The sequence below is a fragment of the Candidatus Babela massiliensis genome, assembly GCF_000513475.1.
GTDB classification, from domain to species: Bacteria; Babelota; Babeliae; order Babelales; family Babelaceae; genus Babela; species Babela massiliensis.
The window spans coordinates 714,517-737,485 of record NC_023003.1 but is presented as its reverse complement, the minus strand read 5'-3'; the positions used below and the strand labels follow the sequence as shown (position 1 = coordinate 737,485).

General features: G+C 27.6%; 19 protein-coding genes and 1 tRNA gene. 11 read left to right on the top strand and 9 right to left on the bottom strand.

Annotated elements, in window-relative coordinates; genetic code table 11:
- Positions 1-76: 76 nt before the first annotated feature.
- Positions 77-2,440, bottom strand: coding sequence for an endopeptidase La (lon, locus tag BABL1_RS03350; RefSeq protein ID WP_023792396.1), 2,364 nt, complete (start codon positions 2,438-2,440; stop codon positions 77-79).
- Positions 2,441-2,580: 140 nt separating this feature from the next.
- Here lon and BABL1_RS03345 point away from each other — a divergent pair, with 140 nt between their 5' ends.
- The 6 genes from BABL1_RS03345 (at position 2,581) to BABL1_RS03320 (ending at position 10,316) form a co-directional block, all read left to right on the top strand.
- Positions 2,581-3,270 (top strand): ATP-binding cassette domain-containing protein, encoded by a 690-nt coding sequence (locus tag BABL1_RS03345; RefSeq protein ID WP_023792393.1) that lies wholly within the window; start codon positions 2,581-2,583, stop codon positions 3,268-3,270.
- Between the two features lie 83 nt (positions 3,271-3,353).
- Entirely contained in the window at positions 3,354-5,036 is a 1,683-nt protein-coding gene (locus BABL1_RS03340; RefSeq protein WP_023792392.1) for a bifunctional sulfate adenylyltransferase/adenylylsulfate kinase, read from the top strand.
- Positions 5,037-5,241: 205 nt separating this feature from the next.
- On the top strand, positions 5,242-6,474 hold the full coding sequence (locus BABL1_RS03335; protein WP_023792389.1) for a glycosyltransferase: 1,233 nt from the start codon (positions 5,242-5,244) through the stop codon (positions 6,472-6,474).
- A gap of 42 nt (positions 6,475-6,516) precedes the next feature.
- Positions 6,517-7,773 (top strand): glycosyltransferase, encoded by a 1,257-nt coding sequence (locus BABL1_RS03330; protein WP_023792386.1) that lies wholly within the window; start codon positions 6,517-6,519, stop codon positions 7,771-7,773.
- A 32-nt stretch (positions 7,774-7,805) separates the two neighbouring features.
- Positions 7,806-9,014, top strand: coding sequence for a glycosyltransferase (locus BABL1_RS03325; RefSeq protein WP_023792382.1), 1,209 nt, complete (start codon positions 7,806-7,808; stop codon positions 9,012-9,014).
- A gap of 12 nt (positions 9,015-9,026) precedes the next feature.
- The gene (locus BABL1_RS03320) at positions 9,027-10,316 is read left to right on the top strand and encodes a glycosyltransferase (protein ID WP_023792380.1); all 1,290 of its coding nucleotides are present in this window, start codon (positions 9,027-9,029) and stop codon (positions 10,314-10,316) included.
- Positions 10,317-10,392: 76 nt separating this feature from the next.
- Here the strand turns inward: BABL1_RS03320 and BABL1_RS03315 are convergent, their stop codons facing one another.
- The 4 genes from BABL1_RS03315 to BABL1_RS03300 all read right to left on the bottom strand — a co-directional run bounded on the left by BABL1_RS03315 (position 10,393) and on the right by BABL1_RS03300 (position 14,272).
- Complete coding sequence (locus BABL1_RS03315) at positions 10,393-11,100, bottom strand: DUF273 domain-containing protein (protein WP_146617292.1); 708 nt, start codon at positions 11,098-11,100, stop codon at positions 10,393-10,395.
- Positions 11,101-11,117: 17 nt separating this feature from the next.
- A complete protein-coding gene (locus BABL1_RS03310) occupies positions 11,118-12,203 on the bottom strand; it encodes a WD40 repeat domain-containing protein (RefSeq protein ID WP_023792376.1) in 1,086 nt (361 codons plus the stop codon).
- Between the two features lie 256 nt (positions 12,204-12,459).
- On the bottom strand, positions 12,460-13,176 hold the full coding sequence (locus BABL1_RS03305) for an FkbM family methyltransferase (protein ID WP_023792373.1): 717 nt from the start codon (positions 13,174-13,176) through the stop codon (positions 12,460-12,462).
- A gap of 103 nt (positions 13,177-13,279) precedes the next feature.
- On the bottom strand, positions 13,280-14,272 hold the full coding sequence (locus tag BABL1_RS03300; RefSeq protein WP_023792371.1) for a hypothetical protein: 993 nt from the start codon (positions 14,270-14,272) through the stop codon (positions 13,280-13,282).
- Positions 14,273-14,536: 264 nt separating this feature from the next.
- Between BABL1_RS03300 and BABL1_RS03295 the strand changes: the two genes are divergently transcribed.
- A complete protein-coding gene (locus BABL1_RS03295; protein WP_023792367.1) occupies positions 14,537-15,721 on the top strand; it encodes a glycosyltransferase in 1,185 nt (394 codons plus the stop codon).
- A 63-nt stretch (positions 15,722-15,784) separates the two neighbouring features.
- Here the strand turns inward: BABL1_RS03295 and gmd are convergent, their stop codons facing one another.
- A complete protein-coding gene (gmd, locus tag BABL1_RS03290) occupies positions 15,785-16,900 on the bottom strand; it encodes a GDP-mannose 4,6-dehydratase (protein ID WP_023792364.1) in 1,116 nt (371 codons plus the stop codon).
- Positions 16,901-17,053: 153 nt separating this feature from the next.
- Here gmd and BABL1_RS03285 point away from each other — a divergent pair, with 153 nt between their 5' ends.
- From BABL1_RS03285 to BABL1_RS03270, 4 genes are all read left to right on the top strand, one after another.
- On the top strand, positions 17,054-18,313 hold the full coding sequence (locus BABL1_RS03285; protein WP_023792361.1) for a glycosyltransferase: 1,260 nt from the start codon (positions 17,054-17,056) through the stop codon (positions 18,311-18,313).
- Between the two features lie 202 nt (positions 18,314-18,515).
- Positions 18,516-20,096 carry a murein biosynthesis integral membrane protein MurJ gene (gene murJ, locus BABL1_RS03280; RefSeq protein ID WP_023792359.1) on the top strand — a complete coding sequence of 527 codons (1,581 nt, stop codon included), beginning with the start codon at positions 18,516-18,518 and terminating at the stop codon, positions 20,094-20,096.
- Positions 20,097-20,098: 2 nt separating this feature from the next.
- A complete protein-coding gene (locus BABL1_RS03275) occupies positions 20,099-20,518 on the top strand; it encodes a bis(5'-nucleosyl)-tetraphosphatase (RefSeq protein WP_023792356.1) in 420 nt (139 codons plus the stop codon).
- 122 nt (positions 20,519-20,640) lie between these two features.
- Positions 20,641-21,561: an ankyrin repeat domain-containing protein gene (locus BABL1_RS03270; protein ID WP_023792354.1), complete on the top strand. Its 921-nt coding sequence runs from the start codon at positions 20,641-20,643 to the stop codon at positions 21,559-21,561.
- Here BABL1_RS03270 and BABL1_RS03265 read toward each other — a convergent pair.
- From BABL1_RS03265 to BABL1_RS03255, 3 genes are all read right to left on the bottom strand, one after another.
- Positions 21,548-22,138 carry a non-canonical purine NTP pyrophosphatase gene (locus BABL1_RS03265; RefSeq protein WP_023792351.1) on the bottom strand — a complete coding sequence of 197 codons (591 nt, stop codon included), beginning with the start codon at positions 22,136-22,138 and terminating at the stop codon, positions 21,548-21,550. The genes BABL1_RS03270 and BABL1_RS03265 overlap by 14 nt on opposite strands.
- Positions 22,139-22,350: 212 nt before the next feature.
- A tRNA-Met gene (locus BABL1_RS03260) sits at positions 22,351-22,427 on the bottom strand.
- Positions 22,428-22,574: 147 nt separating this feature from the next.
- Positions 22,575-22,958, bottom strand: a complete 384-nt coding sequence (locus tag BABL1_RS03255; protein ID WP_023792348.1) for a holo-ACP synthase — start codon at positions 22,956-22,958, stop codon at positions 22,575-22,577.
- Between the last annotated feature and the right edge of the window lie 11 nt (positions 22,959-22,969).

Here is a 22,969-nt window from a genome sequence, read left to right as displayed (position 1 = left end):
TATTAAATTTAGCATAAAAAAAATTTAGCCATGATTATTAATCACGGCTAAATCAAATAATCATATATCACATATTTCAATGATGAGAAATACGTTTTTTATCATATTCAAGTAATACCTTACTAATTACTTCATTTGCATGTTTAACCCAAATAACATCAATTCCATTAGCAATTTCTTCTGAACCTATAAGATCATTCCTATTTCTTTCAGGCAAAATAACATGCTGAACTCCGTTTCTTTTAGCTGCTAATATTTTTTCTTTTACTCCGCCAATTGGCATAACATTACCGCGAAGATTTAGCTCTCCTGTCATTGCATATTGAGCATTGATAGGCCTATCTGTTAATGCCGAAAGTATAGAGGAAAGAAGCGTTATTCCAGCAGATGGACCGTCTTTAGGAATCCCTCCTCCAGGTACATGGATATGTAAATCGTAATTAACAAATCTTTTACAATCTATACCAAGTTCTTGAGAATGAGCTTTAACATAACTTAAGGCAGCTTGGGCTGATTCTTTAAGAACATTACCAAGAGAGCCCGTAAGAATTAACTTGCCTTTGCCAGGAATTAATACAGCTTCAACTTTAATTAATTCTCCACCATAAGATGTCCAGGCTAGTCCATTACTTATACCTATATCATTTTGATTATAAATATCACTATCAATAAACTTACGAGGTCCTAGATATTTTTCAATATTATCTAAATTAAATGATATAATTTTATTTTCTTCTACTATAGCCCTTGCTGCTTTTGAGCAAAGTTTTTTAATTATTCGCTCTAACTCTCTTACACCAGCTTCCCGGGTATAATTTTCTATTAAATCTGATATGATTTCATCATTAAATTTAATATCATGATTATCAAGACCAGTAGATTCAACAGACCGTTTGACCAGATATCTTTTAGCTATTTCTAATTTTTCTTCTAAAGTATATCCAGAAAGAGTAATAATCTCCATTCGGTCTTTAAGAGGCTCTGAAAGCGTTTCTATGTTATTTGCTGTTGCTATAAATATAACTTTAGATAAATCATAAGGAACTCCTAAATAATTATCATAAAAAGTTTTATTTTGTTGTGGGTCTAAAACCTCAAGCATAGCAGCTGATGGATCACCTCGGAAATCAGCTCCAATCTTATCAAGTTCATCTATAATGATTATCGGATTTGATGATCCTGCTTTTCTAATACCTTGAATAAATCTACCAGGCATAGCGCCAACATAAGTTCTTCGATGCCCTCTAATTTCAGCTTCATCTTTTACTCCCCCTAAAGAAACCCTAAAATAGTTTCTACCAAGACTTTGAGCAATAGATTTTCCTAAGGACGTTTTACCTGTTCCTGGTGGACCAGCAAAACATAAAATAGGAGCATTATCATCTTTTTTAAGATGCTTAACTGATATATAATCCAATATTCTTTCTTTTATATCTTTGAGCCCATAGTGATCATCATCCAATATCTTTTTTGCTCTATGGATATCAAGATTATCATTAGTATGATTATTCCATGGAAGAGCTAATATCCAATCTAAATGGTTTCTAATAACAGCAGCTTCCATCGAGTCTGGTGAAGTTTTCTCTAATCGATTTAATTGACGAGTAGCTTCACTCTTAACTTCCTGCGGCAATTCAATTGAACTAAGCTTGTCTCTCATACGATCTATCTCATCAAGATCGTCTTCTCCTAATTCTTTTTTAATAGCCCTTAATTGCTCTCTTAAATAAAATTCTTTTTGAGATTTATTCATAGAATCTTTAGCTGTATTTTTTATATTTTCTTGAACTTCACTAAGTTCTAGTTCTTTAATAAGCAATTTATAAAGCGATTCTAAAAAATCCTTCTGAGATTTAGCTTCTAATAACTTTTGAGATTGATCTACTGACAAATGCAAATGAGATAAAATAAAATCAGCTATTTTCTCCGGATCATTCATCTTTGATAATATTATAAAAAAATCAGGACTAAAAGCTCCCCCTGATGATGAAATTTCATTAGCAATATCTTTTAAATTTTTAATTTGCGCTTTAATTTCAGTTTCATCACAATTATTTTCAAAAACAATAGGCTCTATCTTTGCTTTTAAAACATAATCTTGTGCTAAAATTTGATTCACTCTTGCTTTAGATAAACCTTGCACTAAAATTTTTATTCCGCCATCTTGAATCTTGACTAGCCTCATTATCGTTGCAATAGTTCCTACTTTGTATAAATCTTTCATTCCAATTGATCCTTCATGGACATCCGATTGCTTATTCGAGGCAAGTAAAAGTATTAACTTAGGCTCTTCTTCAAGAGCTTTATTTATACCATTAATAATTCTTTCATCAAGTACCAAGAGGGGCACTATTTGGTTAGGAAATACTACAACATCCATAGTCGGGACTACTGGGAGTATTTCCGGTATATTTTGATTACCTATATCATTTGATATCATTAAAAGCTCCCCCTTTTTAAATATTTTTCTCCCTAGTCTTGAGTGTATATAACCTTACAAATTAAAAACAATACTTTTCAATAGTCATAATTAGAGTTAAATTAAAAACATAATATTAACCTTAAAACTTTGTTTGATTTATGAATAAATTATTCCAAAATATAGCAACAATTAAATTAGAAAATATAACCAAAAAATTCGGAAATTATTTGGTACTTGATGACATTAATTTTGAGTTTAAAAAAGGAAATGCTTATGCATTAAAAGGAGTATCAGGAACTGGAAAATCAACTTTAATAAATATATTATCTGGAATAGAATTTCCAACTTTAGGAAATATATATTATGACAAACATAATATCAACACACTCAAAACAGATATTAAAAGAAAAATACTGCAAGAATCAATAGGACTAATATTTCAATATCCATATCTAATAAAAGAGCTTACAGTACTTGAAAATGTAATAATAAAAAGCTTAATTTTGAATAATAAAAAAGAAAATATAAAAGACTATGCAATAGAATTAATCGAAAAAGTTGGCATCATAGATAAAATTAATAAATATCCTAATGAATTATCAGGCGGAGAGCAACAAAGAGTATCTTTAGCAAGAGCCATATTTACAAAGCCAGACTTTTTAATAGCAGATGAACCTACTGCTCATCTAGATGAAAAAAACAAAATTTTGGTTTTAAATTTATTAATAGAACTTCAACAAGTTCATCACATGGGACTAATAATAACTTCTCATGACGAGATGATAACAAAGAAATTACCTATAAACATAGAATTACATGAAAAAAGACTATTTATTAAACAAAATTAATACTAACATAATTTTTTTATTGTAAAATCAATTAATTTTTAGTTATTATACAAAAAAACAAAATGTGCCATAAGGAGGTTATAATGGTAATTAAAAGATATTACATCTTTCAATTAATAAGTATATTTTTTGTCAACTTATATATAAATGCTAATTATTTAGTATTAACTACAAGACAGTTATGTGATTTAGAATTAATATTAAACAATGGATTTGCTCCTCTTAAAACGTTTATGAATCAAAAAGATTATGAATCGGTAATACTTAATATGCGCCTTACTGATAATACAGTCTGGCCTATACCTATAATGTTAGATGTAGATCAACAAACTATAAAAACTTTAAAAGACAATAACTCTAGACTTATACTAAAGCATCCTGAAGGACATGAACTAGCCTTACTAGAGGTAAATGAAATTTGGAAACCAAATAAGGAAATAGAAGCAATTAATGTCTACGGAACAACAAATATAGAGCATCCAGGAGTTAATTATTTATTAAATAGCACAAAAGAGTATTATATATCAGGAAAATTAACTAAAATACGCCTACCTAAACATTACGATTTTACTGATTTAAGAAAAACTCCTGAAGATCTTAAAAGCTATTTTAAAGAAAAAGGAATTACTAAAGTCGTAGGTTTTCAAACTAGAAACCCTATGCACAAAGCTCATAAAGAACTAACAAGTAGAGCTGCTCAATCAACAAATGCACATTTATTGATACATCCGGTGGTAGGCCAAACTAAACCTGGAGATGTTGATCATTTTACTAGAGTACGATGCTATAAACAACTACTTAAATATTATCCACAAGATAGTGTAACTTTAAGTCTATTACCAATTTCTATGCGTATGGCAGGCCCTCGTGAAGCGTTGTGGCATGCCATAATTAGGAAAAACTATGGATGCACTCATTTTATAATAGGACGAGATCATGCAGGCCCAGGAAAAGATAGTAGCGGTAAGGATTTTTATGGTCCCTATGATGCTCAAAATTTAGTCAAACAATACGAAAAAGAAATAGGTATTAATATATTATTATTTAATGAAATGGTATATAGCGTAGATCAAAATACTTATAAGCCGGAGAATGAAATAGAATCTAATGAAAAAATATTAAGAATATCCGGAACTCAATTAAGACAACTTTTAAAAGAAGCAAAAGAGATTCCTGGTTGGTTTACCTATCCAGAAATAGCACAAGAACTAAAAAAATCTTATCCTCCAAAATTTAAGCAAGGATTTACTATATTCTTCACAGGACTACCTAGTTCTGGTAAATCTACAATTGCAAATGCTCTTGCCATTAAATTAAGCGAAATTCAAAATCGATTAATAACAGTACTTGATGGTGATTTGATAAGAAATCATCTGTCAAAAGAACTCGGCTTTTCTAAGGAACATCGCTCTATAAATGTTCAAAGAGTAGGATTTGTAGCAAATGAAATAACAAAAAATGGAGGCGTTGCTATATGTGCTTTAATAGCTCCATATGAACAAGATCGCAGGTATAATAGAGAATTAATTACTCGTGGTGGCTATATAGAGGTATATGTTTCTACTCCACTTAATGTATGCCAAGAACGTGATGAAAAAGGACTTTATGCAAAAGCAAAAGAAGGTAAGATAGAAATGTTGACAGGAATAAGTGATCCATACGAATCTCCTAAAAACCCTGAAATAACAATAGATACATCAACATTAAGCGTAGAGGAATGCATAGAGCAAATTATTAATCATTTAAAATTAGAACAATATATCTAAAAAATTAATATACTAAAAGGGCCTAATTAAATTAGGCCCTTTTAGTATATATAATAAATGTTTTAATTTATTCCAAACTTATTTCTTTTTAAAATATAACAAATTAACCTCAACATATTTTATTAAATTTCTGGACATTTGATCTTTTTGTCTCTATAAAATCTATGAACTAAATTAAATTCAAATTTCAGGAGAGTATAATAATATGAAGAAAAAAATTTTATATATTTTAGCTATTTTAACTATAAATTTTGAATTAATTTCTAAAAACTATAATAATTCAAAATTTGATGTTACTGTAATAGGCTCTATTAAGTTTGCAGATGGTAGAGGAAGGTTGCCTATAGGTTTTATAGAAAATCTTAAAGATAAATTAAAAATAAATTTTATATCAACTGAGGGGCTTTTAGATTTTAATAATGTAAATCAAGATATAAAAGATATAGCATTAAATAAAGATAAAACTCCGGGAAACATAGCTTTATTATTTACCTCAGTATGTGCTGACTGTGCCTCTTATGTACCTAACTCTCCTATAAAGCTGGTTTACTCGACCTTTGAAACTACCGATATACCAAAGTATTGGATAAATTTACTTAATAATAATTTTGACGCTGTATTAGTTCCTTCAGAGTTTTTAGTAAAAACTTATAAAAAATCTGGAATTAAGATTCCGGTATTTTTAGCCCCTCATGGAATATATATAGATGAATTTCTTAATACTCCAATCAAATCTCAAAAAAATGAAATTTTTACATTTGGCACTTCAGCTGGTTTTTGGCCCCATAAAAATCATGAGTTATTATTAAAAGCATTTTTAGAGAAATTTCATAATAATCCAAAGGTAAAGCTTAAAATACATGGACGATTTGGAGATCAAAGAATTATTCAAAATCTAAAAAAAATAATAAGAGATAGAAAAGCAAAAAATGTCGAACTGATCGCTAAATGCCATACTCCTAACGAACATCTTAAGTTTATGCAATCACTTGATTGTTATGTTTTAGTTTCAAAAGGCGAAGGTTTTTCAGTAACACCTAGAGAATCAATCGCATTAGGAATTCCAACAATAATAAGCAATAATACTGCGCATAAAGAACTTACCAAAACTCAATTTTTCGTATCAATTAAATCTAACATAAAAGAACCATCGAACTTTACTCAAGAAATTAAAGCTTATTGTGGCTATAATTTCAATACCGATCAAAAATACTTGGAAAATGCTCTTGAAACAGTATATAACAATTATGAAGAGTATTTGAAAATAACTGTTACCGCTAGAGAATGGGTCAAACAATTTACATATAGTAATTTAGAAAAAAAATATTTAAATATAATAAAACCGGAAAAAGTAATTTTTGGCACCGAAAACCTTATAACTAACGACTACTTAATGACAAATTCTAAAAAATTATATGATAAATATCAAAACATCTAAATAATGATACAAAAATTATATTAAAAATTTTAAGGAGAGTATATGAAAATAAAATTTTTTACCATAATTATAATATTAAGCATTGTTATCAATGCTTATGAAAATGAACCTGACTCCAGAAAGCTTTCCTCTCCTTTTGATGTAACCGTAATCGGATATATCTTATACCCGGACGGATTAGGACGATTGCCAATAGGATTTATAGAAAATTTTCAAAATAAATTAAAAATAAATTTTATTGATACAAAAAACTTTTCCTTAAACATGAGCTTTGGAAAAATAACAGATAAGGTTATAAAAATAGTCAATGATAAAGATAAAAGGCCCGGCAAAGTAGGATTGCTTTTTGACGGTTTATGGAATAACATTATCCCTAAATTACCTAATACTACAATAAAAATTGCTTATTCCATGTTTGAATCAACACAAATACCTCAAGAGTGGGTTAATAATTTAAATAATTATTTTGATTCAGTGGTGGTACCTGCTCCCTTTTTAGTAGAAGTCTATAAGAATTCTGGCGTAAATATACCTATATTTTATCTACCAATAGGTATGTACTTAGAAGAATTCTTAAATTCACCTATAAAAATTAAACAAAATATTCCTTTTGTATTTGGTACTTCAGCTGCCTATCATCCGTTTAAAAACCAGGAATTACTGTTAAACTCATTTATAAGCAAATTTGCTAATAATGCTAATTTCAAATTAAGAATACATGCAAAAGGAGAAACTGAAAACAGTAATTTAAGAAAAATAATTAAAACTAATAATATACACAACGTAGAAATAATATCAAAATTTCTTAGTCCATCTGAGTATATTGATTTTTTAAAATCGCTTGATTGCTATGTTTTAGTTTCTAGAGGAGAAGGTTTTTCTCTTACGCCTCGTGAGGCTTTAGCAATGGGCATCCCCTGCATTTTAAGCAATAATACTGCTCATAAAGTATTATGCCAAACTTCTTATGTAAAAGCAGTAAATTCTAATATAAAACAATTAGCGGACTATAGCTTTATATTTGGCAAAATTTATGGTTATAACTTTGATACTGATCAAAAAGATTTAGAAGATGCCTTAATGGATGTCTATCTTAATTATAATAAGTACCTTAGAGCTGCACATCAAGGTAGAGAATGGGTTAAACAGTATTTATATAAAAATTTAGCAAATAAATATGTTAACTTAATAAAACCTAAAAAAATCATACTTGGAAACAAGAATATTATTACTGATAATGGTTTAATGACAAATTCTAAAAAATTATATGACAAATATGTACTAATACTTGAACAATAAAAAATATTACAAATTAAAAATTAAGGATCAAAATGAACCATAAACATCATTTATCATATCTGTTGCTTTTCTTAACAATAGGTATAGCAATAAATAGTATATCGTCTGATAATTTAAACTTAAATCTAAAAAATAAGCCAAAGTTTGATGTGACAATTGTAGGACTTATACAAGAAAGCGGAGGTTGGGGACAATTGCCTATTAGGTTTATCAGACATTATATGAATAAATTACATATGAATGTTATCCCAATATTGCAAGACTTCAATTATTTAGATGAATCAATAAAGCAAATTGTATTAAATAAAGATAAAACTCCAGCAGATGTAGCATTAGCATTTATTCATCCCTACTCTTCGGTAATGCCCTATTTACCCGAATCTAAAATTAAAATATGTTATACCATGACAGAATCCTATTATATTCCTCAAGAATGGATAGAAAATCTGAATAAACATTTTGATGCAGTAGTAGTGCCTGCACCATTTTTAATTGATGCGTATAAAAATGCTGGGTTAAAAAAACCGATATTTATCCTACCAATTGGAATGGAATTAGACAACTATTTTAAAACTCCAATTAAAACTACACAAAATAAAAAATTCACTTTTGGAATATCAGCAGGATTTGGCAATAATCATAACAAAAATCAAAAGATGCTCTTAAAAAGCTTTATTAGTAAATTTAATAATAATCCAAATGTAATACTCAAAATAAGAGGTGGAGGCGGAGAGAAAGAAGAAATAGAGGCTATAAAGAGAATCATAATAAGAAAAGGCGCACAGAATGTTGAATTAGAAGTCAAAAGATTAAGTCCTCAAGAAAATTTAGATTTTATGAAATCACTAGACTGTTATGTCTTAGTCTCAAGAGGAGAAGGTTTTTCTTTAACTCCACGAGAAGCCCTAGCATTAGGTATTCCTTGTATTTTAAGCAATAATACTGCTCATGAAGTTATATGTCAGACTCCCTATGTCAAATCCGTCAATCAACTAACTATAAAAAATATAGCACAAGCATTGGAAGAGGTTTATAATAATTATGATCTATATCTTGCTAAAGCTCACCAAGGTCGAGAATGGGTTAAACAATATACCTATAAAAGCCTAGAGAATAAATATTTGAACTTAATTAAGCCTAAAAATATTTCTTTAGGATTAGAAAATACTATTGCTGATAATTATATAATTACTACATCTCAAGATTTGGTCCAAAAATATTTAAATATATCAAAATCATAAGGAATTTTGCTCATGCCGTTGTTTATTAAGAATAAAAGTGTTTTAATAAACATACAATTGATAATATGTATATTTTACTGCATATGTTTATATTCAATTACTGATACTTTAACTTCAACAACTAATAGAAATAAATTTGATGTAACTGTAGTTGGTTATATGTTATATCCTGATGGGTTAGGCAGATTACCCATCGGATTCATTGATAATTTACATAAAGAATTAAATATAAATTTTATAGAAACTCGTAAATTTTCTATAACACAAAGCTTTGGTAAAATAAATAAACAAATATTAAATATAACAAGCAATCAGGATAAATCTCCAGGAAAGGTAGCTATATTGTTTGATGCTGTATGGAAAAGTTCTGTAATAAAAATGCCTAATTCTATTATTAAAATAGCTTATTCAATGTTTGAATCAACACAAATACCTCAAGAGTGGGTAGATAACTTAAATAACTATTTTGACGCTGTGATAGTTCCTTCACCATTTTTGATAAAAGTTTACAAAGAATCAGGGGTTAATATACCTATATTTCTATTACCCTGTGGCATGTATTTAGAAGAATTTTTAAGCATACCTCTCAAAAGTAAAAGAAATTTTCCTTTTGTTTTTGGGTGTTCATCAACATTTTTTCCACATAAAAATCATAAATTACTGCTACAAGCTTTTTTAAACAAATTTAAAAACAATGAAAATATAATATTAAAGCTTCATGGCAGAGGAGGATTTGAAAGTGAATTATCAAAAATTATAAAATCCGAAAAAGCAACGAATGTAGAATTAATATCAAAATACTTCACTCCTAAAGAATATCTAGAATTTTTAAGATACCTTGATTGTTATGTTCTACTCTCAAAAGGAGAAGGTTTTTCAATGTCCCCACGAGAAGCTTTAGCACTAGGAATTCCTTGTATATTAAGCAATAATACAGCACATGAAGTATTATGCCAAACTCCTTATGTTAATTCGGTTATGTCAAATAAGGTTGAGCCTGCTGACTATAGATTAGTTTTTGGTCAATATTATGGCTATCAATTTAATAGTTCTATAACAGATGTTGAAAAATCATTAGAAGAAATTTATAACAACTATGATTATTATCTTCAAAATGGTAAAGATGCTCGTCAATGGGTTCAACAATATGATTATCGCAACTTGAAAAATAAGTATTTAAATTTAATTAAACCCAATAAAGTTATTTTGGGAAAAGAAAACTTAATTACCGATGAATACATAATGACTGACTGTAAAAAACTATATCAAAAATACTGTTTCATAAAAAGTTTAAATGATTAAGTCCATGTAAAAAGAACATTACTGCTTTACTCAAAGCAGTAATGTCTCAAATCAAAATATCTCATAAATTAACAAGTTATTCCATGCTTTTTTCAAAGTATTCTTTCATATATTTTTCTTTTAAGTCATGATTTACTGCAGCAAAATGTATAACAAAATCTCCTGGTTGATATTCACCATCAATATTAAACCAGCCTGGACATTGTAAATAAGAGCTTAATAAACGTTGAGGAACAATTTTAATATGCTCCTTAACTTTAGGATGTTCTTGGTATATTTGTATAAGAGCACCATTATCAAAACCAGGAGCCACCTGAGTATGCTCATATTTAGGACTATACCACAATTTTAAAAAATTTCTTGACCATTGAGTATTTTTTATTAAAAATTGGCCTGAGTTCATACTTCGCAAACAATCTCTAGTTGTAATGAAATCATAATCTTCATCAATTATACTTTCAAGTTTAATTGAATCGTTCATAATTAAAGCGTCTGAATCTAACCAAAATAACCAATCGTAATCACTTAAATGTCTTTGCAAGGCTACCACTTTATCCCAGTAAGCAGCTCTACCTGTATCTAGCCTATAATTATATAAAAAATAATCATATCCGTGCTTCTCAGCATATGCTCGCTTGTTAATATGAGCATATTTACCAATATGCTCATACCTCTCATCATGAACACCAATTAGAGCTATTTTCAAATTCTTAGATATACTATACTGGATACTAAAAAATATTAAGATTATTGTCCAAATTACTTGATTTAATATCATTTTCATACTTTCCTAATTAGATACTATAAAGTTTTATATATAATTAATTTTGAATCCTTTGAGCAACTAGCAAAAAAGCTATTATCAGGGCTTATAGCAACTCCAGTAATAAATTGCTTATGACTATATATTCGGTCAATTAGTCTCCCATTATTTAGATCCCATAACCGAAGAGCAGTATCAAAAGAACCTGTAATAACAAAATTATTATCAGAACTGGCTGCTAATACATATACTAAACTTATACCCTCATCTCTTAAATCATACTTAATTTCTCCCGTTTTAAAGTCCCATACATAAATATTATTAGCAGATCCTGTAATAATAAATTTATCATTCGGACTTATAGACAACGTGCTTATACCATAAACATGTCCGGTTAAAGTATTTTTTAACTTACCTGGAACTATGTCCCATACTTTAGCAGTTTTATCATAGGAACCTGTTACAATAAATCGTTCATCAGAACTAATAGCTATGTCACTAATTTCTTTTTCATGACTCTCAAGCTTATACTTAAGAAGCCCTGTTTGCATATTCCATATATAAGCAACTTTATCTGCTATGCTTATAATAGAATTATGTTTATTACTAATCACTATCTTTTGTACAGCATCTAAGTGATTTTCCAGTTTATTTTTTATTTGACCTGTTGCAGTATCCCAAACAATAGCAACCTTATCATAAGAACCCGTCACAAGAGTATTACCATCTTTGCTAAAAGCAGCACAAGTAACAAAATCGTAATGACCTCTAAGAATGTGTAATTTCTCTCCAGTATAAGCATTCCAAATAATAGCAGTTCCATCAGCAGAAGTAGTAGCTATTAAACTATTATCATAGCTAATAGATACGTCAGTAATAAATTCTTTATGGCCTATTAATTTTATAAAGTCTTTAGTATTTACATTCCATATTATAGCAGTTCCATCCCATGAACCAGTAACAATAAACTTATTATCAGAACTTATAACTAACGAACTAATACGCTGAGTATGCTGCTCTAATGGAGTTTGTTGAAAAGAAATACAAATACTACTATAATGGATTAATAACAAGTTAAAGCAAAGAATTATTCTCGCCAAAATTACCAAATTAAATATCTTCATATTATCCCCACTATTGAATAGTAAACAACTAATATTAAAATTAATAAATAGTTGCTAAAAAGAACAAGGATTTGAAAAATTTATGAAAAATTATATTTGCTTTAATACAAACCCTACTGAATATTAAAATAAAAACTTAAAAACATTTTATAATACATAAATAAGATGAGGGGTGGTTGGTGTTATACTTTCAACACCAACCACCCCTCATCTTATTTAATAAATATTAACATAACAAATATAACATAACGATTCGCTAATTACGTACAAACAATACATTACCCTGCCATTTTTCAAAATTTCCTGATCCCCAATAATGACCCCAAACTTCCTTAAAGCCTTCCTGCTCTAAAAACAGTTTTATGTCCTGATAATAACAATTTCCTTCTCTAAATTCTTGAAAATTAACTTCGGTATAAATGGCCTTCACAGTAGATAATATTTCACGTGAGGATTTAAGAGCAATTAACTCAGCTCCCTCCATATCTAACCACATGAAGTCTATATGGTCCACTTTATTTTGCTTAGCCCATTCATCTAAAATAGTACAATCAACCACAACGGGCATTAAATCAAAAATCATATAGGGATCAAGTATAGGCTTTGGAGCCAAAAGAGAACTAGCTCCTTCTCCGGTTACGCAAACATAAAAATTAGCCTTTCCTATTTTATCACTCAGAGCGTAAGGATGGCATTTAACATTAGCAAAATCTTGAGTTGTATTCTTCAAGATTTGATAACTCTTAGGCAAGGGCTCAAAGGCATGAATCATTCCTTGAGGCCAAGTTTTACTCATCACTACCGTATCTTCACCTTTATGAGCTCCGGCTTCTAGTATAACTGGTGCATTAGGTATATATTTTTTTACTAATTCTAATATATTATTCTCTGTATAAGTTACTACTTCAGAAAATAAAGATGTAGTTAACGTTAGAAATCCTAGTATTATTATCAAAACACACCTTAAAAGCATTTTAGCTCCAATTTTAAATATCTTTATACTCTTTTTACAGCATCATTCTATTAAATATTATAACATGGTCACCTTATAAAATTTTAAAAAAATGATTAAATTATTAACCTAATGAATCTACATAATTAACATAATGTTGCATTCTTTGTGGCTCAAAGCCTTTAAACAATAACTGTCTAAATATATCTTTTGCTTGATTGTATTGCTTATCATTAATCAAAGTTAAAGCATACCAAAAGGTATAATAATCCCCTATGCCAAGTTTAACATAAGCGTCTATATTACAAGATAGATATAAATTTTTTATCTCTTCTTTTTCAATTCCTTTAGCTTTTATAATATATTGCTCATATTTTAATAATTCATTTATATTGGATCCTCCTAACCTGCTTATAGTACATGCCTCTAATAAATTAGAAACTACTACATCGTGACTATTTAAATAAGCAATCAAAACTTCCCCCATTAAAACTAACTTATAGTCTTTATTGATATCTTTAATTAAATGGAAAATTTGATTAAAATCAGGATAATTAGACAAAGTAAGATCTGATAATCCTTGAAGGCGTTTATCAAAAAGTCTTATATCATCTATAAGAATAATAATATCCTTCAAGCCTGAATTTTTAATGCTTATTAATTCATCAATAACTGGAGTGGTGCCATTTCCGAAAGCAGTATTATATCCGTAATAATTGCCACTATAATGACCATCTAACCACACTAATATATTACCCCAATGAGCTCTTAATAAAGAGCCTAAAACTATACCAGAATCACCATTATATAACTTAACATTGCTATAAGGTTTTAAATTTTCACATGCTTTATTATACACCTCTTTACTAAGCTCTATGGTAAAAACATTATTAAATATCTCAGCTGCAACCTTGGTACTATAACCTAAAAATGTACCAGTTTCTATAAAAGTATTAACATTAAAAATGTCTTTCAATGTTCTTAAAAAATCGGCTGATAGCGCCCCATAAGGTCCACTTTTTACTGGTTTAAGTTTTAAATCTTTATATGCAAATAAATTAATATTTAAAAATATACTTAAAGATATAAATTTTAATAAATTACCGTTATACTTCATAATTTTAAACCTATAAGTTTGAATGGTTAATAATAATATTTTGTTATCTTGATTTTTTTTAGTTTACTTTAAATTAATATTAAAAATTTTTAGCTATTGTCAAGAAGATAACTTACTTAATTCAATTATATTGATATAAAATAAGTAATATTAAATAATATAAAAAACTTAAAAATATTAGTTATGTTTATTGACTTTATGACCCGATTTTTATAATTTCATACTATAAAAGAGTGTTTCACAATAGTAATTGACTTTAATATCATGAGTATAAAATTCCTAATTAAATTTTTATCAATATTTTTTTTTACATTTTTATCAAATACAGTCTCAATAAGCAGTAAAAATAAATTTGATGTAACAGTATTGGGTGTAATAAATTTTAATTCTGGTTGGGGACAAATACCAATTAGATTTATTGACAAATATAATCCTAAACTGAAAATAAATTTTATACCTTTTTGCAAATCTAACTTTGACTACGTTAATGATAAAACAAAAAACATTATTAACGGAAAGGATAAGATCTTTGGAAATACAACAATATTATTTTTTCAGCCCCTTAAAGCAATTAGCAAAAAACTTCCTAAATCGACAATTAAAATTTGTTATACAATGACCGAATCCTATAAAATCAATCCAGATTGGGTTTATACTTTAAATAAATATTTTGATGCAGTAGTAGTACCCGCACCATTTTTAGTAAAGGCTCATCAACAAGCAGGAGTAAAAATTCCTATATTTGTACTACCAATTCTAATGGATTTAGACAATTATCTTTTAAGTCCTATAAAGACTCAAAAAAATACTCCTTTTACTTTTGGCATATCAGCAGGATTTGGTAATAATCATAATAAAAACCAAAAAATGCTAATCAAAGGATTTATACGTAAGTTCAAAGATAATCAAAATGTGAGACTTAAAATAAGAGGCGCTGGAGGCGATAAAGAGGAAATTGAAGCTATAAAAAACTTAATTGCTCGAAAAAATGCAACTAACATAAGTTTAGAAGTTAAGCCATTGAGTCCGCAAGAAAATTTTGATTTTATGAAATCTCTTGATTGCTATGTGTTAGTATCAAAAGGAGAAGGGTTCTCATTAACTCCAAGGGAAGCTCTAGCATTAGGCATACCTTGTATCCTAAGTAATAATACTGCTCATGAAGTTATTTGCCAAACGGATTATATTAAAAGTGTTAAAGACTTAACTATAGATAACGTAGCCCTAGCTGTAGAAGAAGTATATAATAATTACGAACAGTATTTACTAAAAGCACAACAAGCAAGAGAATGGGTTAAACAGTATACTTATCAAAACCTAGAACAAAAATATATAAACTTAATAAAACCGTATAAAATAATTTTAGGCACAGAAAATTTAATTACAGATAAGTACCTAATGACTAATTCAAAACATCTATATAACAAATATATAACAATTAAAAATTAAAGCTAAAATATCTTTTAAATTTTTATTTAATAGACCCTGATTACTCAGGGCCTATCTTTTTAATTAATTATAATTCTCATTATAATTTTTACAATCATTTTCAACCATTAACTTTACCAATTCTCTAAATGATGTTTTTGGTCTCCATTGAAGCAATGAACGTGCCTTTTTGCTATCTCCAAGCAAATAGTGAACTTCGGTAGGTCTAAAAAACTTTGGGTCTACTTTAATAAGAATTTGATTATTCGCTTTATTAATGCCTATTTCGTCCTCATTTTGACCTTCCCAAACAATATCAATACCGATTTCTTTAAAAGCAAATTCTACAAATTCTCTAACAGTATGAGCCTCACCCGTAGCAATAACATAATCCTGAGGTTTATCTTGTTGCAATATTAACCACATAGCCTCCACATAGTCTTTTGCATAACCCCAATCTCTTTTAGCATCTAAATTACCTAAGTAAAGAGGCTCAGTTGATCCATTTTTTATTCTTGCTACAGCTTTAGTGATCTTTCTAGTTACAAAATCAACTCCTCTTCTAGGAGACTCATGATTAAATAAAATACCATTGCAAGCAAAAACATTATAAGCTTCTCTATAATTAATAGTAGCCCAATGAGCACAAAGTTTAGCAATACCATAAGGTGATCTTGGATAAAATTTTGTATTTTCGCTTTGAGGAATTTCAACTACATTGCCAAAAAGTTCACTTGTAGAGGCCTGATAAAATTTAGTTTTATTTTGCAATCCTGCATTAACAACAGCATTAAGTATCCCAAAAACGGCTACAGCATTAGTATAAAGTGTTTGAGTAGGAGCAAAGAAAGAGGTTTGCACATGACTTTGAGCAGCTAAATTATAAATTTCGTCTGGTTGAACATCATTTATCAATTGCTCTAAGCAGCTAATATCACTTACATCTCCTTGATGAATGATTACTGGCAACCAATTATTTTTTTTAACCAATTTTTGTATATCATCTACTTTCTGCATATTATAATTTGAAGTACGCCTTACAAGACCATGAACCTCGTATCCCTTGTCAAGTAAGAACTCGGCTAAATAAGAGCCATCTTGACCTGTAATACCTGTAATTAAAGCCTTTTTAACATAAGAGTAACTATTGACAGAATATAATGCAAAAATCGTTAATAAAAACAATTTTAAGTGCTTCATATTTATTCTCCTAAATAAATTAATATGTTGTAACTAAATTATTTAATATGTTATAGTCAACACATTAGACCTAAGTTTTGTCAAGATTTATAATTTTTTTAAATTTGATTTTAAGAAATAACCAAAAATTTTCATAAAAATATAGATAAAATTATGATAATTAAAATAAGAATTTTAATAACAAGTAGCCTCTTAAATATATTTTTAAATATATTAACTCAAGCTCAATTCACACATTCAAACTTTGATGTGACAGTAGTGAGCTATATTAATTTTAAAGATGGTCTCAATAGATTAGCAATAGGTTTTATAGAAAATTTTAAGAATAAATTAAATATAAATTTTATACCGACTTATAGCAATATAAATGTTAAAGATATTCCCTCAACTATAAAAAGTATTATCAATAATCAAAATGAAACCCCTGGTAATGTAGCGTTATTATTTGATCCATTGTTTAAGAATAATATAAAATTTATACCTAATTCTTATATTAAAATAGCTTATTCTATGATAGAATCAACACAATTACCAGAAGAATGGGTAGATATTTTAAATAAAGAATTTGACGCTGTATTAGTACCTGCTCCATTTCTTGAAAAAGTATATAAAAAATCAGGAGTAAATATACCTATATTTCTATTACCATGTGGAATCTATATAGATGATTTTTTAAGCATTCCAATTAAAGATAAGAAAAATACTCCATTTGTCTTTGGATGTTCTGCAACCTTTCTCCCAAGAAAAAATCAGGAAATATTATTAAATGCATTTTTAAATAAATTTGGAAATAACAAAAATATAAAATTAAAATTACATGGCAGATATGGCGATATAAAACTAATAAACAAATTAAAAAAAATAATAAGAGAAAAAAAAGCAAAAAACGTAGAGCTAATATTAGGTCCTTTAGAACAAAAACATTATGTTAATTTTTTAAATTCCTTAGATTGTTATGTATTAGTATCAAAAGGAGAAGGTTTTTCTATAACTCCTCGAGAATCAATATCATTAGGAATCCCTACTATAATAAGTAACAATACAGCACATAAAGAGCTTACACAAACAACCTTTTTTATACCTTTAAAATCAAAAATTAAAGAACCCGCTGATTATAGATGGCTTTTTGGTAAATATTGTGGATATAATTTTAATATAATGCAAAAGGATTTAGAACAAGTTTTAGAAGAAGTTTATAATAATTATGAACATTATCTAAAAAAATCCCAATTAGGAAGAGAATGGGTTAAGCAATATAGGTATAATAATTTAGAACAAAAATATATAAACATAATAAAACCTAAAAAAATAATTTTTGGTAATAATAATATTATAACAGATGATTATGTAATGACTAGTTCTAAAAAATTATTTGAAAAATATAAAAATATAATAACGCATGTCAAAAAATAGATAAATAATCTAACAAAGCTTATAAGATATACTAATTATAATTTCATAGTAATTTAATTAGATTTTAATAAATAAATAATTTTCATAATTTTAAATAAGTAATTGATAAATCTAAAGCTATTTTTATATAAATTTAAATTTCATGGTAAAATAAATATAATATCGTATTTATATTAAACAAAAATTTAAATGGTAATATATAATGTCTAATAAGCTATCGAAAAAAAATATAATTAAAAAAACCTTCGAGTTTGGTTTATCTTCAATAATAAGTAAAGTATTAGCAATTACCAGAGATATTTTACAAATTAGATATTTAGGATTAGGTCCTCTTTCAGATGCTTTTTTAGTCGCCTATAAAATACCTAATGTACTGCGTAAAGTTTTTGCTGAAGGAGCTTTAAGTGCTGCTTTTATACCTACTCTAGTAAAACTATTAAGGCAAAATAAAGAGGATGAGGCAAACAAGTTAATTTCTGGTTTATTAATATTTATAGGCGGAATTTTAGTATTAATATGCACTATAATTATCATATTTCCAAAAGCTATAATATTCGTATATGCAAATGGTTTTTTCAAAAAAGGGTTTGAATTATCCGTTACCGTTAAATTGATTAGAATTTTAATTTCATTTATACTATTCATCTCAATGGGATCAATACTATCAGGAGCGCTACAAGCAAAACATCAATTCGGACCTACTGCTTGGGCCCCCGTGATATTAAATATAGTTTATATCTCTGCGTTAATCGCTTCCACTTATTTACATTTATCTGTATATAATTTTGCATTCTTAATATTATTTGGCGCAATATTACAGTCGTTATTTTTTTTATACTATTATAAAAAATTTGGCTTTCAATTCATCTGGCCTGACAAAAGCATAAAAAAGCATTTTCAAGAAGTCATATTCAAATTTTTACCTTGTATTATCAGCATGAGTACATTAGAACTTAATGCGGCAATAGATGAAAGATTTGGATCAACTTTATCAGCAGGAACTTACACTCTTATGGATATTGCTTTTAAGTTCATGGGTATAGCACTAAGCATATTTGCTTCTGGATTTGCTTCAATTTTACTTCCGTATTTCTCTCATGTGACAAATTATGCTCAAAAAAGATTAAGTTTTTATATATTTCAAGCAAATAAACTTATTGCTTGGATAACTTTACCAGCAACCTTAATAATAATATTTCTTGCAAACAAAATTATATATACAACTTTTTACAAATATTCAGGATCACATTTTACCTTATCTAACGTTAATCAAACAGCAAATTTGCTTATTGCTTATTCTTCAGGATTATTTTTCTATTCTTTAAACAAAATTTTGCTTAGTTTATATTACTCTATGCAGCAAATGCTTATACCTACTCTTGTTACTGTTATAGGTTGTATACTTAATATAATTTTTAATTTTTTATTAATCAATAAGATGGGGGCTGTTGGCCTTGCATTAGCTACATCCCTATCAGCAGGACTACAAAGCATCATTTTTTTAACTATACTTTATTTTAGATTTAATTTTAAAATATATCTCAAGGCTTATACTTTATTTATCATGAAACTTATTTTACAAGTATCTTTAATTAGCTCTTTATTTTACTTTATCTATAATAGTATATACTACTTAATAAACTATCATTTGATATTTTTAAAAAGTTTTTTGTTAGAAGAAATAGGATTTTGGCTGTGGGTAAGCCCTTTGATTATTTTAATATTTCTATTATTATATAAAACACGTAAGTTATTTGGTATAAAAATTTATTTTTTGAGCTAATTATGAAAAAAGAATTTTCCGCTGGAGTTATTGTTTATAAATTAAACGAAAAAAATGAGAGGATGTATTTACTTTTACTTTATCCAAGAGGGTATTGGGACTTTGCAAAAGGCAAATTAGAAAATCAAGAAAGTAATATAGAAGCTGCTATTAGAGAGCTAAAAGAAGAAACCAATCTGGAAGCAAATATCGATATAAATTTTGAATATAATCTTGAGTATTTCTTTAAGGACTATAAAGGTCAAATGGTTCATAAGCATGTAATATTTTTTACAGGACAAGCAATAAGCCAAGATGTGGTTCTCTCTCAAGAACATTTGAATTTCCAATGGGCAAATTTTCAAGATTCACTTAAGCAATTAACTTTTGAAAATGCAAAAAGCGCTTTAACTAAGGCTGAAGAATTTTTAAAAACAAGTTAAAGAGATATAAAAATCTCTTTAACAAGACTATAAGCCATTTGACAATACTTTTATAGTATAATATTTTATATATTATAATATATTAAAATATAAAATTCACAAAATTTCATGGAGGAATAAAAGTGAAAAGATTTATAATATTACTATTAATTTTATTTAATTTAAAATTAATATCTATGGAATCCATTCAAAAAACCCATATATTTAAAGCCGTGGTAGATAACCAAACAGAAATAGTAGAAAAATTATTAGAAAGTGGAGCAAATATAAATGAAACTGATGAAAAAGGCAGAACTCTATTAATGCTTGCCGCTCTTTATAATCAAAAAGATACGTTTAACTTATTAGTTAACAAAAATTCATCTATTGATTTACAAGATAATGAAGGCAAAAATGCTCTACATCATGCAGTAAAGCCATATTACAATACAACTAAGACTATAGAAGAACTACACACTGAAAAAATTAAAAATCAGGAAATAATCAAAAAACTCATTGATCTTGGTTTACCTATAAATACCAAAGATAATGCAGGTCAAACACCACTAATCTTAGCTTGTAAGCATGAAAATAAAGAGGCTATCAATATTTTAATCAATAACAATGAAATAGAAATCGATTTACAAGATAATAATGGTAAAACAGCTATCATGTATGCTACTATATTTCAAAACTTTGATATTATCAAAATGCTTTTAAATTATAATGCCAATATAAATCTACTAGATAAAGAAAATGATACTCCATTAATGTATGCTGTTATGCTTAAAAACTTAAGTATTCTTGAATTACTACTTAAAGAAAAAGCAAATCCTAATATAAAGAATAACAAAGGTCAATTCCCACTTACTTATGCAGCTAAAGAACATCATAACGATATAGATGTATATACAAAAATAATTAAAGTTCTACTTGATTATGATTCAGACCCTAAAGTTCAGGATAAATTTAAAAATACAGCACTAACTTACGTAACAAGACGCAAAAATCAAGAGTTAATCAATATTATAAAACAAGCAATAGAAAAATTTAATCACAATTAAGCCATTTAACAAGTTCTTTAAGTGCCTTATGGCGGTGACTATATTTATGCCTTTCTTTAAGATCAGTAATTTCAGAATAAATTTTATCTGATCCTTCTGGTATAAATATCTCCCTATAAGGCATTTCTTTATTTTGAAGCTCAGATTTAGGTTTTACCAAAGTACCTCTAGTAATGGCACTAAATACTTTGAAATTATCAGAAGCATCTATGTAAACTATACAGGATGTAAAGTAAGCTCTAGGGTCATCTTGAGCTAATTTCCATATACCCTCAAGACCTATTCCTTGAAAAACATACTTAGATAAAGTACCAGGAAATTTATTATATTGCTCTATAAATATACCACCATCATCAATTATTAATGGTTTTTGAACTAATTTCCATGCCTCTTTTGCTTTAAATATAGCAACTTCTTCTAAATTAAGACTTTGAGGCTCTAGTAAATCTAAAGGCGCTTGCTCTAAATTTATAGAATTATCTAAATTTTCTATATCTAACTTAATATCCTTAAATTTTTGAGAGTTTGTTGTAACAAATATCAGATGTCTTTGGGAATTATTTATCGAATCATTCATAATAAATTCACTATTAATTTTTGAATATGGCTTTTGGTTTTTTCTAAAAAATTATAGATATTTTATCATGTTTATAAAAAAAAATCTAAAAATCAATATAGTTAACAACTTATTAAAAGAAACAATTTAAAATAAGAAACATAGATTGTTAATATAAATTAATAGAACAAAAAATATATTGGGATTATAAGAAACTTTTAAGAAAAGAATTTTGGTTGCGGGGGCTGGATTTGAACCAGCGACCTTTGGGTTATGAGCCCAACGAGCTTCCAGGCTGCTCTACCCCGCGTCGATTATAGTATATATTGTACAGCAATTTAATAACTTGTCAATATTTTTATTAAAAAAAAATAAAAAAGTTTAGATCAAGCAATTTAATCTAACTATAAATAAACTCTATATTAAGTTTATTAAATAAATTTCTTTATACTTTTAATTAAATTAATATAACTACCGCTGTTGCTATATTTTTAGTGTGGGTAATAGATAAGAATATTTTATTAATTTTAATGCTTTCAATTAGACTTAATTTCTTCAAATTAACCGAAATTAAAGGAGCTCCATGTGCACTCTTTTTTATAGAAACATATTTAAAAAATTTTAATAAACTTACTTGTTCTTTTAGTATCGGACTCATCGCTTTATAGCAAGCTTCTTTTGCTGAAAAAAATCCTGCAAATTTCTCATTAGATTTAACTTTATTTTGACAACAATATCTAATTTCTTCTTCATCAAAAATTTTAATTAAGATAACTGGATCATAATTTATCCAGTTATCGAATCTATTAATTTCTGTACTATCTATACCTAAACTTATCATCTTTATTTAAT

Excerpts from the sequence above, each read along its gene's own strand:
- BABL1_RS03285 (WP_023792361.1), top strand. The coding sequence starts at position 17,054 with ATGATAATTAAAATAAGAATTTTAATAACAAGTAGCCTCTTAAATATA.
- BABL1_RS03340 (WP_023792392.1), top strand. The coding sequence starts at position 3,354 with ATGGTAATTAAAAGATATTACATCTTTCAATTAATAAGTATATTTTTT.
- murJ (WP_023792359.1), top strand. The coding sequence starts at position 18,516 with ATGTCTAATAAGCTATCGAAAAAAAATATAATTAAAAAAACCTTCGAG.
- BABL1_RS03325 (WP_023792382.1), top strand. The coding sequence starts at position 7,806 with ATGAACCATAAACATCATTTATCATATCTGTTGCTTTTCTTAACAATA.
- BABL1_RS03265 (WP_023792351.1), bottom strand. The coding sequence starts at position 22,138 with ATGAATGATTCGATAAATAATTCCCAAAGACATCTGATATTTGTTACA.
- BABL1_RS03305 (WP_023792373.1), bottom strand. The coding sequence starts at position 13,176 with ATGCTTTTAAGGTGTGTTTTGATAATAATACTAGGATTTCTAACGTTA.
- BABL1_RS03255 (WP_023792348.1), bottom strand. The coding sequence starts at position 22,958 with ATGATAAGTTTAGGTATAGATAGTACAGAAATTAATAGATTCGATAAC.
- lon (WP_023792396.1), bottom strand. The coding sequence starts at position 2,440 with ATGATATCAAATGATATAGGTAATCAAAATATACCGGAAATACTCCCA.
- BABL1_RS03320 (WP_023792380.1), top strand. The coding sequence starts at position 9,027 with ATGCCGTTGTTTATTAAGAATAAAAGTGTTTTAATAAACATACAATTG.
- BABL1_RS03345 (WP_023792393.1), top strand. The coding sequence starts at position 2,581 with ATGAATAAATTATTCCAAAATATAGCAACAATTAAATTAGAAAATATA.
- BABL1_RS03310 (WP_023792376.1), bottom strand. The coding sequence starts at position 12,203 with ATGAAGATATTTAATTTGGTAATTTTGGCGAGAATAATTCTTTGCTTT.
- BABL1_RS03295 (WP_023792367.1), top strand. The coding sequence starts at position 14,537 with ATGAGTATAAAATTCCTAATTAAATTTTTATCAATATTTTTTTTTACA.
- BABL1_RS03300 (WP_023792371.1), bottom strand. The coding sequence starts at position 14,272 with ATGAAGTATAACGGTAATTTATTAAAATTTATATCTTTAAGTATATTT.
- gmd (WP_023792364.1), bottom strand. The coding sequence starts at position 16,900 with ATGAAGCACTTAAAATTGTTTTTATTAACGATTTTTGCATTATATTCT.
- BABL1_RS03275 (WP_023792356.1), top strand. The coding sequence starts at position 20,099 with ATGAAAAAAGAATTTTCCGCTGGAGTTATTGTTTATAAATTAAACGAA.
- BABL1_RS03335 (WP_023792389.1), top strand. The coding sequence starts at position 5,242 with ATGAAGAAAAAAATTTTATATATTTTAGCTATTTTAACTATAAATTTT.
- BABL1_RS03315 (WP_146617292.1), bottom strand. The coding sequence starts at position 11,100 with ATGAAAATGATATTAAATCAAGTAATTTGGACAATAATCTTAATATTT.
- BABL1_RS03330 (WP_023792386.1), top strand. The coding sequence starts at position 6,517 with ATGAAAATAAAATTTTTTACCATAATTATAATATTAAGCATTGTTATC.